Raw genomic sequence first — 14464 nt, 5'->3', positions numbered from 1 at the left:
GCGGCTCGCCGCCGGTCAGCACCGCGTAGCGGTTGTCGGTGGACGCGGTCCATTGCGCGGCGATGGTGTCGGCGAGCTCCACAGCCGAGGCGTAACGGCCGCCGAGCGTGCCGTCGGTGCCGACGAAATCGGTGTCGCAGAACTTGCAGGTTGCATCCACCCGGTCGGCCTCGCGGCCGCTCCAGAGGTTGCAGCCGGCAAAACGGCAGAACACCGACGCGCGCCCGGCATGGGCGCCTTCGCCTTGCAGGGTCAGGAAGATTTCCTTGACCGCGTAACTCAATGGTCTCTCCTCAACATCTCAAACTGGCGGGTTCCGGAGCTGCCGTAGCGCCTCGCCGGCGGCCATCGCCGCGCTCATAGCGACATTGAGCGACCGCAGCCCCTCGGCGATCGGGATCACCAGCCGCGCATCGGCGGCCTCGACCACCGCGTCGGTGACGCCGGCGCTCTCGCGCCCGAATAGCAGGATGTCCGACCTCTGGTAATGAAAATCGCGGTAGTCGGTGGCTGCCTTGGTGGTGAACAGCAACAGCCGGTAGCCCTGTGCCGTGCGCCACTCCTCGAATTTCGTCCACGAGTCGTGCCTGAGGATGCTGACCTGGTCGAGGTAATCCATTCCCGCCCGGCGGAAATGCCGATCGGAGACCGGGAACCCCGCCGGTTCGATGATATGGGCGGCGATGCCCAGGCAGGCGCAAAGCCTGAGAATCGTGCCGGTGTTCTGGGGGATGTCGGGCTGGAAAAGTGCGATCTGCATGGGCGGCGGCGGGTTGGTTGCGGGCCGGAAATGTCTCAATAAAACATCGCTGGCCGCGGAATTCGTGCATTGCACGCTCCCACGCCGTTAGCGGGCTTGCGCTCGCCCGGCAAGGGTGCCAATAGAACGATTCTGGACTGCTGTTTTTCGCCATGTTTTGGCGAGGACAAGCCAAGTTCTGCCGCCGCGGGGGGCCGCGGGCGCCGGCAGATCGTTCTGGGGACCTTGGGGGCTCCTGGAGCGGTTCCGCCGGCAGCATAAGAAGAAAGGGTTGGAATCGTGACGACAGCGTCTTCGGCGGACCATCCGACACGCCGTGATTTCTTATTCGTTGCAACGGGGGCAGCTGCAGCAGTAGGGGGCGCAGCCGCGCTCTGGCCCTTCGTCTCCCAAATGAATCCTGATGCGTCGACCATCGCCGCCGGTGCGCCGATCGAGGTCGATCTCAGCCCGGTCGCCGAGGGCCAGGACATCAAGGTGTTCTGGCGCGGCAAGCCGATCTACATCAGCCACCGCACCAAGAAGCAGATCGACGAGGCGCGCGCCGTCAACGTGGCGAGCCTGCCCGATCCGCAGACTGACGAGGCCCGGGTCAAGTCGGGCCACGAGCAGTGGCTGGTCGTGATCGGCATCTGCACCCATCTCGGCTGCATCCCGATCGCTCATGAAGGCAATTACGACGGGTTCTTCTGCCCCTGCCATGGTTCGCAGTACGATTCGTCCGGCCGCATCCGACAGGGGCCCGCGCCCGCGAACCTGCCGGTGCCGCCGTACCAGTTCGTTTCCGACACCAAAATCCAGATCGGCTGAGCTTCGGACCTTCGTCCGAAGCCTCGAACCGTCATGTCGTATTTTTTCCTCAGGATCGCATCATGAGCGGACCATCCGACTACCAGCCGAGCAATCCGGCCCTGCAATGGCTCGAGCGGCGCTTGCCGATCCTCGGCCTCGTGCACTCCTCCTTCGTCGTCTATCCCACCCCGCGCAATCTGAACTACTGGTGGACCTTCGGCGCGATCCTCTCCTTCATGCTGGGGATGCAGATCCTGACCGGCGTGATCCTGGCGATGCACTACACGCCGCATGCCGATCTCGCCTTCAAGTCGGTCGAGCTGCTGGTCCGTGACGTGAACTACGGCTGGCTGCTGCGCAACATGCATGCCTGCGGCGCGTCGATGTTCTTCTTCGCGGTCTACGTCCATATGCTGCGCGGCCTCTATTACGGCTCCTACAAGGAGCCGCGCGAGGTGCTGTGGATCCTCGGCGTCATCATCTACCTCCTGATGATGGCGACGGGCTTCATGGGCTATGTGCTGCCCTGGGGCCAGATGAGCTTCTGGGGCGCCACCGTCATCACCAATCTGTTCTCGGCCATTCCCTATGTCGGCGAGAGCATCGTGACGCTGCTCTGGGGCGGCTATTCGGTCGGCAACCCGACGCTGAACCGCTTCTTCTCGCTGCACTATCTCTTGCCGTTCCTGATCGCGGGCGTCGTCGTGCTGCACGTCTGGGCGCTGCATGTGGCCGGCCAGAACAATCCCGACGGCGTCGAGCCGAAGACGGAAAAGGACACGGTGCCGTTCACGCCGCACGCGACCATCAAGGACGGATTCGGCGTCGCCTGCTTCCTGTTGCTCTACGCCTGGTTCATCTTCTACATGCCGAACTATCTCGGCGACGCCGACAACTACATTCCGGCGAACCCGGGCGTGACGCCACCGCACATCGTGCCGGAATGGTATTACCTGCCGTTCTACGCGATCCTGCGCTCGATCCCGAACAAGCTCGCGGGCGTGATCGGGATGTTCTCGGCGATCATCATCCTGTGCTTCCTGCCCTGGCTCGATGCCGCCAAGACCAAATCGTCGAAGTATCGTCCGCTGGCCAAGCAGTTCTTCTGGATCTTCGTGGCGGTCTGCATCCTGCTCGGCTACCTCGGCGCGCAGCCGCCGGAAGGCATCTACGTGATCGCCGGCCGGGTCCTCACGGTCTGCTACTTCGCCTACTTCCTGATCGTGCTGCCGCTGCTCTCGCGCATCGAGACGCCGCGGCCAGTGCCGAACTCGATCTCGGAGGCGATCCTCGCCAAGAGCGGCAAGGCCGTGGCCTCCGTCGCGGTCATGCTCGTTGCCGCCGGCGCGCTGTTCCTCGGCAGCTTGCAGGATGCGCGCGCCAGCGAAGGCAGCGACACGCCGCCGGGCAACAAATGGTCGTTCTCGGGCCCTTTCGGTAAGTACGACCGCGGCGCGCTCCAGCGCGGCCTCAAGGTCTACAAGGAAGTCTGCTCGAGCTGCCACGGCTTGTCCTACATCGCCTTCCGCAACCTCGCGGAAGCCGGCGGTCCCGGCTATTCGGTGGCGCAGGCGGCGGCGTTCGCGTCGGACTACAAGGTCAAGGACGGCCCGAACGATGCGGGTGACATGTTTGAGCGTCCGGGCCGGCCGGCCGACTATTTCCCCTCGCCATTCCCGAACGAGCAGGCCGCGCGTGCGGCGAATGGCGGCGCGGCGCCGCCCGACCTGTCGCTGATCACCAAGGCGCGTTCCTACAAGCGCGGCTTCCCGATGTTCATCGTCGACTTCTTCTCGCAGTACCAGGAGCAGGGCCCGGACTACGTCTCGGCGGTGCTCCAGGGGTTCGAGGAGAAGGTGCCGGAAGGCGTGACGATCCCGGAGGGCTCCTACTACAACAAGTACTTCCCGGGCCACGCCATCAAGATGCCGAAGCCGCTCAGCGACGGCCAGGTGACCTATGACGACGGCTCGCCGACCACGGTCGCGCAATATTCCAAGGACGTCACCACGTTCCTGATGTGGACCGCCGAGCCGCACATGGAGGCGCGCAAGCGCCTCGGCTTCCAGGTGTTCATCTTCCTGATCATCTTCGCGCTCCTGATGTACTTCACCAAGAAGAAGGTCTGGGCCGACTCGCACTGAACGGCGCGAGGCGAGACATGAAGAAGCCCCCGCAAGGGGGCTTTTTTGTTGGACACGCGCGTGTGTTGTTTGGCGCGATTGCCTATCGCGCGCCCAGCGGCCAAAATGCCGCCAACTGCTCCCCAGCACATCGTCGGAGGACACCATGGGAACCGCCATCACCTTCAAGCGCCCGGACGGCAAGGACGCCTCGGGCTATCTCGCCAATGCCGCGCGCGGCAATGCGCCGGGCGTGGTCGTGATCCAGGAATGGTGGGGCCTGTCGGACCAGATCAAGGGTCTGTGCGACCGCTTTGCGCTGGCCGGTTTCGACGCGCTGGCGCCCGATCTCTACAAGGGCAAGGTTGTGCCGTATCACGACACGGACGCGGCCGGCAAAGAGATGAACTCGCTCGACTTCATGGATGCCACCACGCAGACGGTGCGCGGCGCCACGCAATATCTGTCGCGCAACGGCGCGAAGGTCGGGCTGACCGGCTTCTGCCTCGGCGGCGCCGTCACCATCATCGGCGCGGTGCATGTGCCGGAGCTCGCCGCCGGCGTCGTGTTCTACGGCATCCCGCCGGAGCAGGCGGCCAAGCCCGCCGACGTCAAGATTCCGCTCCAGGCCCATTTCGCCAACAAGGACGATTGGTGCACGCCGGAGCTGGTCAACGGCTTCGAAAAGGCCATGAAGGCCGCCGGCAAGTCGCTGGAGCTGTTCCGCTATGACGCCGAGCACGCCTTCGTCAACGAGCAGCGCCAGGCCGTGCACGACCGCGAAGCCGCCGAACTCGCCTGGGGCCGGGCGACGGAGTTTTTCCGGAAGCACCTTGGGTAGGGGCAGGTCGTATTTGGCCGGCAACTGGTATATATTCCACCCATGACCAAGGTCTTGGATGATGTGATCGAGAAAGTGCGGAGCTTGCCGGAAGATCGGCAAGCTTATATCGCCGAGGTGCTTGAGCAGATTGTCGCCAACGACAGCGATCTGTTCGTTGTGCCGGACGACCATCGCGCGGCCGTGCTCGAGGGACTTGGGCAGGCCGAGCGAGGCGAGTTCGCGACCGACGAGGAAATGGCAGCGCTCTGGAAGAAGTGCGGGCTGTGAAACTCCGGTACGCCCGGCGTGCCCGCACTGATATCGACGGAATTCACGAATATATAGGTGAGCACGACAGGCGTGCTGCCAGCGCCGTTACGCGACGTATCCGCGCGGTCAGCCAATTGCCTGCGAAGTATCCGGGCCTCGGGCGTCCGACTGATATAGCCGGCGTTCGGGTGTTTCCGATCGTCCCGTTTCCGTACCTGATCTACTACCGCGTCGCGGCTGATGCGCTGGAGGTCATCCACGTGCGTCATGGAAGGCGTGATATCTCGAAACCGGATGAATTGGTTTGATCCGAAACTCGATCTTGCTGTCGGCCTGACGTTTGGATGGGCAGCAGGGGGCCTAGCCCACTCTTGACGCCGCCGCCTTGCCATGGTGAGTATCCGCCCCATGAGCACCGTCGTCCGCCCAGCCCGTCTTTGGTGGCGCACCTCCTAAGAGGTGGCCGGTGCGATTTATTCTCCCAAAATCGTCTGAGGTCGCCTGCACAGTGCGGCGGCCTTTTCGTTTGTCCTGTGTGGCGTTCCCTCGGCAAGTTTCGTAAGAGGACCACATGAACAGGACTGTCTTTGCCCTCCCGGCCAGAAGCGACTATGTGACCCGCGCGGGTCTCGCGATCACGCGCGTGGCCGAGCAGTTTACCGGCGGCGCGAGCCGGCTCGACGATCTCATCAACCTGCTCGACCGCCGCCGCGGCGTGGTGCTGTCCTCGGGCACGACCGTGCCCGGCCGCTACGAGAGCTTTGACCTCGGCTTCTCCGACCCGCCGCTCAAGCTCGAGACCACGGGCGTCAATTTCAAGCTGGAGGCTCTCAACGAGCGCGGCCAGGTGCTGATCGCCTTCCTCGCCGATGTGCTGCGCGAGCCCTGTGTCGTGATCTCCGAGAAGACCGCCACGCGCCTTGCCGGCCACATCATCCGCGGCGATGCGCCGATCGAGGAGGACCAGCGCACCCGCCGCGCCAGCGTGATGTCGCTGGTGCGTGATCTCGTCGCTGCCTTCTCCGCCAATGACGACGGCCTGCTCGGCCTGTTCGGTGCCTTCGCTTACGACCTCGTGTTCCAGATCGAGGACCTCGTGCAGAAGCGTCCGCGCGAGCAGGACCAGCGCGACATCGTGCTCTATATCCCCGATCGCCTGCTCGCCTATGACCGCGCCACCGGCCGCGGCGTGGTGCTCTCCTACGACTTCGCCTGGAAGGGCAAATCGACCGAAGGCCTGCCGCGCGAGACTGCCGAGAGCCCCTATCTGAAGACGCCGCGCCAGGGCTTTGCCGATCACGCCCCCGGCGAATATCAGGCCACGGTGGAAACCGCGCGCGCGGCCTTTGCGCGCGGCGATCTGTTCGAGGCGGTGCCCGGCCAGCTGTTCGCCGAGCCCTGCGACCGCTCGCCGGCGGAAGTCTTCCAGCGGCTCTGCGTCATCAATCCCTCGCCCTATGGCGCGCTGATGAATCTCGGCGATGGCGAGTTTCTCGTTTCTGCCTCGCCGGAAATGTTCGTGCGCTCCGACGGTCGCCGCGTCGAGACCTGCCCGATCTCGGGCACCATCGCGCGCGGCAGTGACGCGATCGGCGATGCCGAGCAGATCCGCCAGCTCCTGAACTCGGAGAAGGACGAGTTCGAGCTCAACATGTGCACCGACGTCGACCGCAACGACAAGGCGCGCGTCTGCGTCCCCGGCACCATCAAGGTGCTGGCGCGGCGCCAGATCGAGACCTACTCAAAGCTGTTCCACACCGTCGATCACGTCGAGGGCATGCTGCGCCCCGGCTTCGACGCGCTCGATGCCTTCCTCACCCATGCCTGGGCCGTCACCGTGACCGGCGCGCCAAAGCTGTGGGCGATGCAGTTCGTCGAGGATCACGAGCGTTCGCCGCGCCGTTGGTATGCCGGCGCGATCGGCGCGGTGAATTTCGACGGCAGCATCAACACCGGCCTCACCATCCGCACCATCCGCATGAAGGAGGGCCTCGCCGAAGTGCGCGTCGGCGCGACCTGTCTGTTCGACTCTGACCCAGCCGCGGAAGACCGCGAATGCCAGGTCAAGGCCGCGGCCCTGTTCCAGGCGCTGCGCGGCGATCCGCCGAAGCCGCTCTCCACCTTCGCGCCCGATGCCACCGGCTCGGGCAAGCAGGTGCTGCTGATCGACCATGACGACAGCTTCGTGCACATGCTCGCCGACTATTTCCGCCAGGTCGGCGCCGACGTCACCGTGGTCCGCTATGTGCATGCGCTCGACATGCTCAAGCGGAAGAGGTGGGATTTGCTGGTGCTGTCGCCCGGTCCGGGCCGGCCTGAGGATTTCGGGATCAGGAAGACGATCGATGCGGCGCTGGAAAAGAAGCTGCCGGTGTTCGGCGTCTGCCTCGGCGTGCAGGCGATCGGCGAATATTTCGGCGGCGAGCTCGGCCAGCTCACCCATCCCGCCCACGGCCGGCCCTCGCGGGTGCAGGTCCGCGGCGGACGGCTGATGCGCAATCTGCCGAACGAGATCGTGATCGGCCGCTATCATTCGCTCTTTGTCGAGCGCGACAGCATGCCGGAGGTGCTTGATGTCACGGCCAGCACCGAGGACGGTGTCGCCATGGCGATGGAGCACAAGACGCTGCCGGTCGCCGGCGTGCAATTCCATCCGGAATCGCTGATGTCGCTCGGCAACGAGGTGGGGTTGAGGATTGTCGAGAACGCATTCCGGCTGGAAGCGTCCGTCAGTTGAGAGGTTGGTTATGACATACGATCTGAAGGCGAGCGTCCGCACCATCCCCGACTATCCCAAGCCGGGGATCATGTTCCGCGACATCACGACCCTGCTCGCGGACGCGCGTGCGTTCCGCCGCGCGGTGGACGAACTCGTCAATCCCTGGGCCGGCAACAAGATCGACAAGGTCGCCGGCACGGAAGCGCGCGGCTTCATCATCGGCGGCGCGGTGGCGCACCAGCTCTCGGCCGGCTTCGTGCCGATCCGCAAGAAGGGCAAGCTGCCGCATACCACCGTACGCATCGCCTACTCTCTCGAATACGGCATCGACGAGATGGAGATGCATGTCGACGCCATCGCGCCCGGCGAGCGCGTCATCCTGGTCGACGACCTCATCGCCACCGGCGGCACCGCGGAGGGCGCGGTGAAGCTGCTGCGCCAGATCGGCGCCAATGTGGTCGCCGCCTGCTTCATCATCGACCTGCCTGAGCTCGGCGGCGCCGCCAAGCTGCGCGCCATGGACGTGCCGGTGCGCACGCTGATGACGTTCGAGGGGCACTGAGAGTCAGATCGCCTCGGCCTTCAGCTCCGCCAGCCAATGCAGCATGCGCTCCTTCAGGAGCGCGTTCCTGACATAGGCGCTCTCCTCATCCTCCAGCCGCTCGCACGCGCCGAAGCTCAAGCCTGTCTCGCCATGCGCGTTCCAGGCAGCCTGAAGATCGCGGCAGGTGTGATTGCCCTGGCGGAGCGAGAACCAGATGCGGTTCTGGATGGTATCGAGGTTCGGCGCCTGGCCGACCCAGGCCTCGCCTGTCGCCGCGCAGCGGACGACAAAGATGCCCGCGACGGACTTCCGCTCCTTGTAGGCGGCGATGGCTGCTTTCCGATCGATGCTCACGGGGTGGACCTTGCTGGAGGGGATGCCGACAGGCGTCCTCATAGGGGCAGTCCGCCACGCAGTCAATATTATCCGGGTAAATTTACCTCAGGACCGTTGCAGGATCAGGCTGAGCTCAAGCTCCCGGAAGGCGAGGTAATTGCGCCGGGTCCACTGGTGCAGCTCGGTCGAGGCGTCCTTTTCCTGGCGCAGATAACCGGTGAAGGAGAAGTTCAGCCGGTCGACATAGGTCTTGAGGAAGCCGGGCAGCGCGGGGAGGCGGAACACGCGCCCGGCGGCCATCGCGGCCGGCAGCTCGCCGCGGACGACGTGCTCGTTGTCCACCGTGATCAGGTTCATTCGCGGGATCTGCCCGCGCAGCATTTCATGGGCGCGTGCCGAGACGCGGTCGGTGTCGGCGACGAACAGGATCTGTGGTGCGACATGCCGGCGTGCCGCTTCCTTCAGCAGGCCGATCTCGTCGGCCATCTTGAAGAACTCGTCGAAGGCGTGGAAGCCGAGGTCGATCACCTTGGCGAGCCCGTCATCGACGATGACGCGGTCCATCAGCTGCATCTTGCCGTAGGTGTCGATCACATCGGCGGTCTCGGTCACCTTCGGCAGGTAGTCGAGCAGGGACGGCTCCTTCAGATTGACGTCGAAGGCCGTGACGTTGCCGTTCTTGAGCAGCAAAAACTCGCTCAAAAGCCGCGCCAGCAGGGTCTTGCCGACCTGGGGGCGGGGCGAGCAGATGATGTAGACGGGTGTCGCGGGCATCACGAACTATTATCTGAGCGAAGTCACCGCCCAATCCAGCCGTATCCGCGCCTCGCCCGCAACTATTTTTCGCTGTTGCGGGTCACGGGCTTCGAGCCGACGATGTCGGTCAGGTGGATGCGATCGAACTCGCTCCAGACATTGGCGAGCCAGTGCCGGACATAGCCACGCAGCACGAACGAATAGTTCGCGGCCTCGTCGTTGATGCCCTTGTTGGCGACGAATTTCAGGAACGGGACGGAGGAGACCTCGACCTGCTCATAGGCCATCTCGTTGAGCTTGGGGATGGTCAGCTCGGTCGCGTCCTTGATGCGGTGGAAGTAGGAATTGTAGGTCGCCTGGTCCCATTGGAAGAACTGGGTGTCGTTGATGAAGTTCTTCACCAGGAAATATTTTGCGCCGGTCATGAAGCCCGCCGTCTCCGCGATCTCGTCCAGCGAGGCGATCGAGGGTCCGAGGATGTGGAACACCGCGAAGGTGATCTGGCCGGCCTTGGCGGCGTCGAGGAAGCCGATGTCGCGCAGCGAAGCCAGTGCCGGCGAGAGCAGGCCGGCGCGAACGTCGATCACGGTGACCGACGGGCTGGTCGCGTTGAGCGTATCGAAGATCTTCATCTGGTCGGCCGTCGTCGTCATGTCGACGATTTCGGTGATGTCAGGATGGAAGCGCTTCAGCGTACCCCGCGGGGATTCCGTGTCGAAAGCGCGGGTCGGCACGTTGTTGGCGGAAAAATAATCGAGCAAGGTGCGCGACACCGTGGTCTTGCCGACCCCGCCCTTGTCCGCGCCCACCACAACCACTGCCGGCTTTGCCATTGCTGTCCCCTAACGCGCGCCCCCGATCGCGAGGTCGCAATCGGCCGGGCCCCAAATCGATGTCCCGAGTCTGCTGTTGGGCGCGAACATGGCAGAAACAAGGGAGAATTCAATTCCGCAGGCCGCGGTTGCGGCAATTCCCGAGGTTTTTCCCGACCGTCGCGATAACGGCCGCAAACCGCGTCGGATCGCTGGGCTCAGTGGCGGCCCCACGGTCCCATCGGATTGCCGACCGGGGTTCCTGAGGGGCTGGACGCAGGCACGGGCGGCGGGCTGGCCGGGCTGCCCGCATCGTTCCACGGGCCATGCGGCGCCGGCGGCGGGGTGTCTTGCTGGGCGGCCTGCGTCTCGGGTTGTTCCGCCCCGCGTTCGTCCGTTGAGTCCGGCAGCGGACCGGGATCGTGGCCGCCGGCGAACTTGACCAGCGCATCGACCCGGGACTGTACCGACGGGTGGGTGGCGAACAGATCGGCAAAGCCCTCGCGCGGATTGTCGACGCAGAGCTCCATCACCGCCGAGGTCGCGCCCGGCAGCTCGCCACGGTTCTCGATCTTGCGCAGCGCCGAGATCATGGCGTCAGGGTCTTTGGTCAGCTCGACGGAGCCGGCGTCGGCGAGATATTCGCGCGAGCGGGACAGTGCGAGCTTCACCACTTGCGACATCAGCCAGGCCACCACGATCAGCACGACCGCGATGATGATGACGATCACCGCCCCGCCGCCGGAACTCTTGCTGTCGCTCGATGACGAGGACGAGCGCGACGACGACGAGGAGCCCGACGACCATGAGCCGCCGCCCGAGCTCCAGCTGAAATTCGTGAACAGGCGGAAGAACAATTCGCCGAAGAAGCCGACCACGCCGGCGATGATGACGGCGACCACCATCAGCTGCACGTCGCCGTTCCTGATGTGGGTCAGCTCGTGGCCCAGCACCGCCTCGATCTCCTTGTCGTTGAGCGCATCGAGGAGGCCGGTGGTGATTGTGATGGAATATTGCCTGGGATTAAGGCCGGTCGCGAATGCGTTCAGCGCCGGGCTCTCCATGATCTTCAGCTTCGGCATGGTGATGCCGCGCGAGATGCAGAGATTTTCGAGCAGATTGTAAAGCCGGGGCTCTTCCTGCCTGGTAACGTCGTGGCCGCCGGTCACGGCGTCGATCATCGACTGGTGGAAGAAATAGGCGATCACGACCCAGATCGCCGCCACGACGGTCGCAACGGGTGCTGCGACTTTCAGATCGTACAACGCATGGCTCAGATAGAATGCGACGGTCTGGTTGCTGTCGATGAGAACTTCGGCGACGAGCGCGCCGGCATAGACGAGCACATAGACCAGCGCGAACAGGCCGGCGAGCAGCAGCATCGAACGAAACTTGTTCGAGGCGATGTGCGTGTAGAGACCATACGCGGCCATGACGCGATGCCCTGCCGGCCTATCGGCTCAAATCAGAACTTCACCTGAGGCGCGGCCTCGACCTCGGTGCGGCTGGCGCCGAGATCGAAGAAGTCCTTCTTGGTGAAGCCGAACATGCCGGCGAACAATGCGGCGGGCATCTGCTGGATGCCGGTGTTGTATTCCTGGACCGCGTTGTTGAAGAAGCGGCGGCTGGCCGCGATCTTGTTCTCGAGGTCGGAAAGCTCGGATGCGAGCTGCTGGAAATTGGCGTTGGCCTTGAGGTCGGGATAGGCCTCCGACAGCGCGATCAGCCGGCCGAGCGCGCCTGAGAGCTGGTTCTCGGCGGCGGACACCTGCGACGGGCCCTGTGCAGAGATCGCCGAATTGCGCGCCTTGATGACGTCGTCGAGCGTGCCGCGCTCATGCGAGGCGTAACCCTTCACCGTCTCGACCAGGTTCGGGACCAGGTCGTGACGCTGCTTGAGCTGCACGTCGATATCGGCAAAGGCCTGGCTGACGCGCTGGCCCAGCGCCACCAGGCGGTTGTAGGCGCTGAAAGCCAAAAACACGAGGACGACGATAACGCCGAGAACGATCCAGCCGGTCGACATGGAGAACTCCTGAAGGGGAAGAAGGCGGGCGCCAGGGTAGACCAAATTGGCGCGGAGCGAGAGCCCCGGCGCAGAGGAAAGCTAAGACTTGGTCGAAACGGGAGCCATCTGCGTTCAAGGCAAAAGCGGGGAAAGAGGTTAACTTTCGGACAGAACGGCCGAGGCGGACTGGCGCCTCAGAACTTGGTATCGAGCCTTGGTATCCCGGTCGCATCGGAGAGCCGGGCCGCGACCCTGCCAGCTTCCTGGATCGTACTTTCCTGGATCGGAATGTCATGCCGTCTTCCGGTTACCAGCTCGACATAGACGCCGTACGAGACATGGCCGTCGGTCTCATATTCGATCCGACCGAGCGCGCGGCACTGATCGAGCGGACAGTCGACGACCGTTTTGATCCATGGCCCGATGAGACGGCGGAAAATCTGCAGCCTGCGCGTGCGAAGGTCGATTTGAACAGTCGTTCGCTTATATGCGATCCAGAAGAACGCCAACAGCAGCAGGAATATCAGGCCGTCGCCCTTGTCTTCGTTCGAAATGAAGCCGGCTGCACACACGGCCGCAATGACAAAGACGTACGGAAGAAGCACGATGAATGTCGGGTGCTTCTTCTCAAAGATCAGGACTGCTGAGGTGCCTTTCGCCATAAGACGATTTCTACCTCAATTCGCGGTTGCACCCCAGCGCCATCGCCTTGCTTCTGCATAAGCTTCCTTATCACGTCGCGGGACCTTGGCGAGTTCGACACCGTCCGCGGTGCAGAGCTTTGCAGCGATCTCGGCCTTGCCGACATCCGGTGGCGCCAGCACGCGGGCAGCGCGGGTCGCTGGCGGCATGCGGGTGAGCGCGACATAGATAAAACGTTCGTCCTCGAACGGCACGTCGGCGCCCTTGATCTGGCGGTGCGCTTGCGAGCGCGGCAGGCGCTGGGAGAAATGGCACCAATCGGGCGCGGTGAGCGGGCAGGGCTTTTCGTGCGGGCAGGGAGCGACGACAAAGGCGCCTGCCGCGATCAGGTGCTGGCGCAGCGCGAGGATGCGGGCATAGCCGGCGGGTGTGCCGGGCTCGATCACGAGCAGCGCGTGGCGCGCCTTGGCCCACATCGTCTCCGCCAGTTTGCGTTGGTCGCCTTCGTTGAGCTCGCCGATGATGTAGCTGGCAACGACGAGATCGGCTTGCGAGGCTTCGGCAAGGTTGCCGCCGGCGTCGCCCGGCAGATAGCGGCACTCCGCCAGCCGCGTGCTGTCGCGCGCGAGGTCAAGCGCGAGCCGGCTGAGTGTCGCGTTGGCATCGAGCAGCGTGAAATCCTGTAGCGACGGAAACGCCTCCGCCGCAGCCCAGCTTGCAGTGCCCGGACCGGCGCCGACGTCTAGCAATGTCTCGGGGGCAAGATTAGGCGCGATCTCGGTCAGCGCGTTGAGGCTCGCGGCCACCGCCGCGTAGGTCGCCGGCATCCGCGCGAGCGCATAGGCGAGCGCGTCGGCTTCGGATTTGATCGTGCCGGAGCCGCCGCCGGCGCGATAGGCGGTCGAGATTTTCTGCGAACGCTGCGCGGCGTCGGTACGTGAAAAGCCCTGGAGCTTGCCGTCGAGGGCGGCTTTCAGTTCGGCGGGGAGAGTGGGCGAGATCGTCATCGTCATGCCCCGCGCAGGCGGGGAATCCAGTATTCCGAGACGGTACCGTCAAACCGAGAGGTCGCGGCGTACTGGATCATCCGCCTTCGCGGATGATGACGTCGGTGGGTGTGGCGCGAGCGCGGCCTCACGCCACGTTCTGGTCGAGGATGTCCACCGCCTCGGACAGGCTCACCGACACGAGCTGGGAGACGCCGCGCTCGGCCATGGTGACGCCGAACAGGCGGTTCATCCGCGCCATCGTGATCGGATTGTGCGTGATGATGATGAAGCGGGTGTCAGTCGAGCCGGTCATCTCGTGCAGCAAATTGCAGTACCGTTCGACGTTGTGGTCGTCGAGCGGCGCGTCGACTTCGTCCAGCACGCAGATCGGCGAAGGGTTGGTGAGGAACACCGCGAATATCAGCGCCATCGCGGTCAGCGCCTGCTCACCGCCCGAGAGCAGCGACAGCGTCTGCGGCTTCTTGCCCGGCGGCTTCGCGATGATTTCGAGACCGGCTTCGAGCGGATCGTCGCTCTCGATCAGATGCAGCGCGGCTTCGCCGCCGCCGAACAGCTCGACGAACAGGCGCTTGAAGTGATTGTTCACGACCTCGAACGAGGTCAGCAGCCGCTCGCGCGCTTCCTTGTTGAGGCTCTGAATGCCCTGGCGCAGCCGCTTGATGGCTTCGACCAGATCGTCGCGCTCGGTGACCAGACCCGTGTGCTGGGTCTCGACCTCGCGCAGCTCTTCCTCGGCGCGTAGGTTGACGGCGCCGAGGCGCTCACGGTCGCGGCGCATCTTTTCGAGGTCTTCCTCGATGTCGTGCAGCGGCGGCAGCTCGGCGCCGGGCTCGATCTCGGCGAGGCCGGCGACGGCCTGCGGCTCCACC

The 14464-nt window shown here is 64.4% G+C and carries 16 protein-coding genes and 1 pseudogene; 7 read left to right on the top strand and 10 right to left on the bottom strand.

From position 1 onward, the window contains the following. Positions 1-283: radical SAM family protein (locus PMI42_RS12060; protein ID WP_008134166.1), on the bottom strand; the 283-nt coding region annotated here is incomplete at its 3' end. 18 nt (positions 284-301) lie between these two features. Further along, positions 302-760 carry a tRNA (cytidine(34)-2'-O)-methyltransferase gene (locus PMI42_RS12055; protein WP_008134165.1) on the bottom strand — a complete coding sequence of 153 codons (459 nt, stop codon included), beginning with the start codon at positions 758-760 and terminating at the stop codon, positions 302-304. 279 nt (positions 761-1039) lie between these two features. On the opposite strand from PMI42_RS12055, the gene petA reads away from it, so the two are divergent. The 7 genes from petA (at position 1040) to PMI42_RS12020 (ending at position 8049) form a co-directional block, all read left to right on the top strand. After that, a complete protein-coding gene (gene petA, locus PMI42_RS12050) occupies positions 1040-1570 on the top strand; it encodes a ubiquinol-cytochrome c reductase iron-sulfur subunit (protein ID WP_035965371.1) in 531 nt (176 codons plus the stop codon). Positions 1571-1632: 62 nt separating this feature from the next. After that, on the top strand, positions 1633-3696 hold the full coding sequence (gene fbcH / locus PMI42_RS12045; RefSeq protein WP_008134161.1) for a cytochrome b/c1: 2064 nt from the start codon (positions 1633-1635) through the stop codon (positions 3694-3696). Between the two features lie 145 nt (positions 3697-3841). Next, complete coding sequence (locus PMI42_RS12040; RefSeq protein ID WP_008134159.1) at positions 3842-4516, top strand: dienelactone hydrolase family protein; 675 nt, start codon at positions 3842-3844, stop codon at positions 4514-4516. A gap of 42 nt (positions 4517-4558) precedes the next feature. Continuing rightward, the gene (locus PMI42_RS12035; RefSeq protein WP_008134158.1) at positions 4559-4786 is read left to right on the top strand and encodes a hypothetical protein; all 228 of its coding nucleotides are present in this window, start codon (positions 4559-4561) and stop codon (positions 4784-4786) included. Next, a complete protein-coding gene (locus tag PMI42_RS40745; RefSeq protein ID WP_502692649.1) occupies positions 4774-5076 on the top strand; it encodes a type II toxin-antitoxin system RelE/ParE family toxin in 303 nt (100 codons plus the stop codon). The genes PMI42_RS12035 and PMI42_RS40745 overlap by 13 nt, the downstream gene beginning before the upstream one ends. Positions 5077-5339: 263 nt before the next feature. Then, positions 5340-7505, top strand: coding sequence for an anthranilate synthase component I (locus PMI42_RS12025; RefSeq protein WP_008134156.1), 2166 nt, complete (start codon positions 5340-5342; stop codon positions 7503-7505). A 10-nt stretch (positions 7506-7515) separates the two neighbouring features. Then, positions 7516-8049, top strand: a complete 534-nt coding sequence (locus PMI42_RS12020; protein WP_008134154.1) for an adenine phosphoribosyltransferase — start codon at positions 7516-7518, stop codon at positions 8047-8049. Between the two features lie 3 nt (positions 8050-8052). On the opposite strand, the gene PMI42_RS12015 is transcribed toward PMI42_RS12020, so the two are convergent. The 8 genes and pseudogenes from PMI42_RS12015 to PMI42_RS11980 all read right to left on the bottom strand — a co-directional run. Beyond that, positions 8053-8427, bottom strand: a complete 375-nt coding sequence (locus PMI42_RS12015; protein ID WP_008134153.1) for a GIY-YIG nuclease family protein — start codon at positions 8425-8427, stop codon at positions 8053-8055. A 45-nt stretch (positions 8428-8472) separates the two neighbouring features. Further along, positions 8473-9141: a hypothetical protein gene (locus PMI42_RS12010; RefSeq protein ID WP_008134151.1), complete on the bottom strand. Its 669-nt coding sequence runs from the start codon at positions 9139-9141 to the stop codon at positions 8473-8475. Between the two features lie 62 nt (positions 9142-9203). Further along, complete coding sequence (locus PMI42_RS12005; RefSeq protein WP_008134149.1) at positions 9204-9956, bottom strand: P-loop NTPase family protein; 753 nt, start codon at positions 9954-9956, stop codon at positions 9204-9206. 197 nt (positions 9957-10153) lie between these two features. Next, a complete protein-coding gene (locus PMI42_RS12000) occupies positions 10154-11368 on the bottom strand; it encodes a M48 family metallopeptidase (protein WP_008134148.1) in 1215 nt (404 codons plus the stop codon). A 32-nt stretch (positions 11369-11400) separates the two neighbouring features. Continuing rightward, positions 11401-11961, bottom strand: a complete 561-nt coding sequence (locus PMI42_RS11995) for a LemA family protein (RefSeq protein WP_008134146.1) — start codon at positions 11959-11961, stop codon at positions 11401-11403. A 176-nt stretch (positions 11962-12137) separates the two neighbouring features. Beyond that, on the bottom strand, positions 12138-12605 hold the full coding sequence (locus tag PMI42_RS11990; protein ID WP_008134144.1) for a hypothetical protein: 468 nt from the start codon (positions 12603-12605) through the stop codon (positions 12138-12140). 15 nt (positions 12606-12620) lie between these two features. After that, positions 12621-13592 (bottom strand): small ribosomal subunit Rsm22 family protein, encoded by a 972-nt coding sequence (locus PMI42_RS11985; protein WP_035965373.1) that lies wholly within the window; start codon positions 13590-13592, stop codon positions 12621-12623. 127 nt (positions 13593-13719) lie between these two features. Continuing rightward, positions 13720-14464: pseudogene (locus PMI42_RS11980) on the bottom strand (chromosome segregation protein SMC); the annotation flags it as partial.

The sequence above is a fragment of the Bradyrhizobium sp. YR681 genome, from assembly GCF_000282615.1.
In the GTDB taxonomy this organism is placed as follows: domain Bacteria; phylum Pseudomonadota; class Alphaproteobacteria; order Rhizobiales; family Xanthobacteraceae; genus Bradyrhizobium.
Note: the sequence above shows the minus strand (reverse complement) of the source record. Positions and strands in the feature narration are given on the sequence as shown.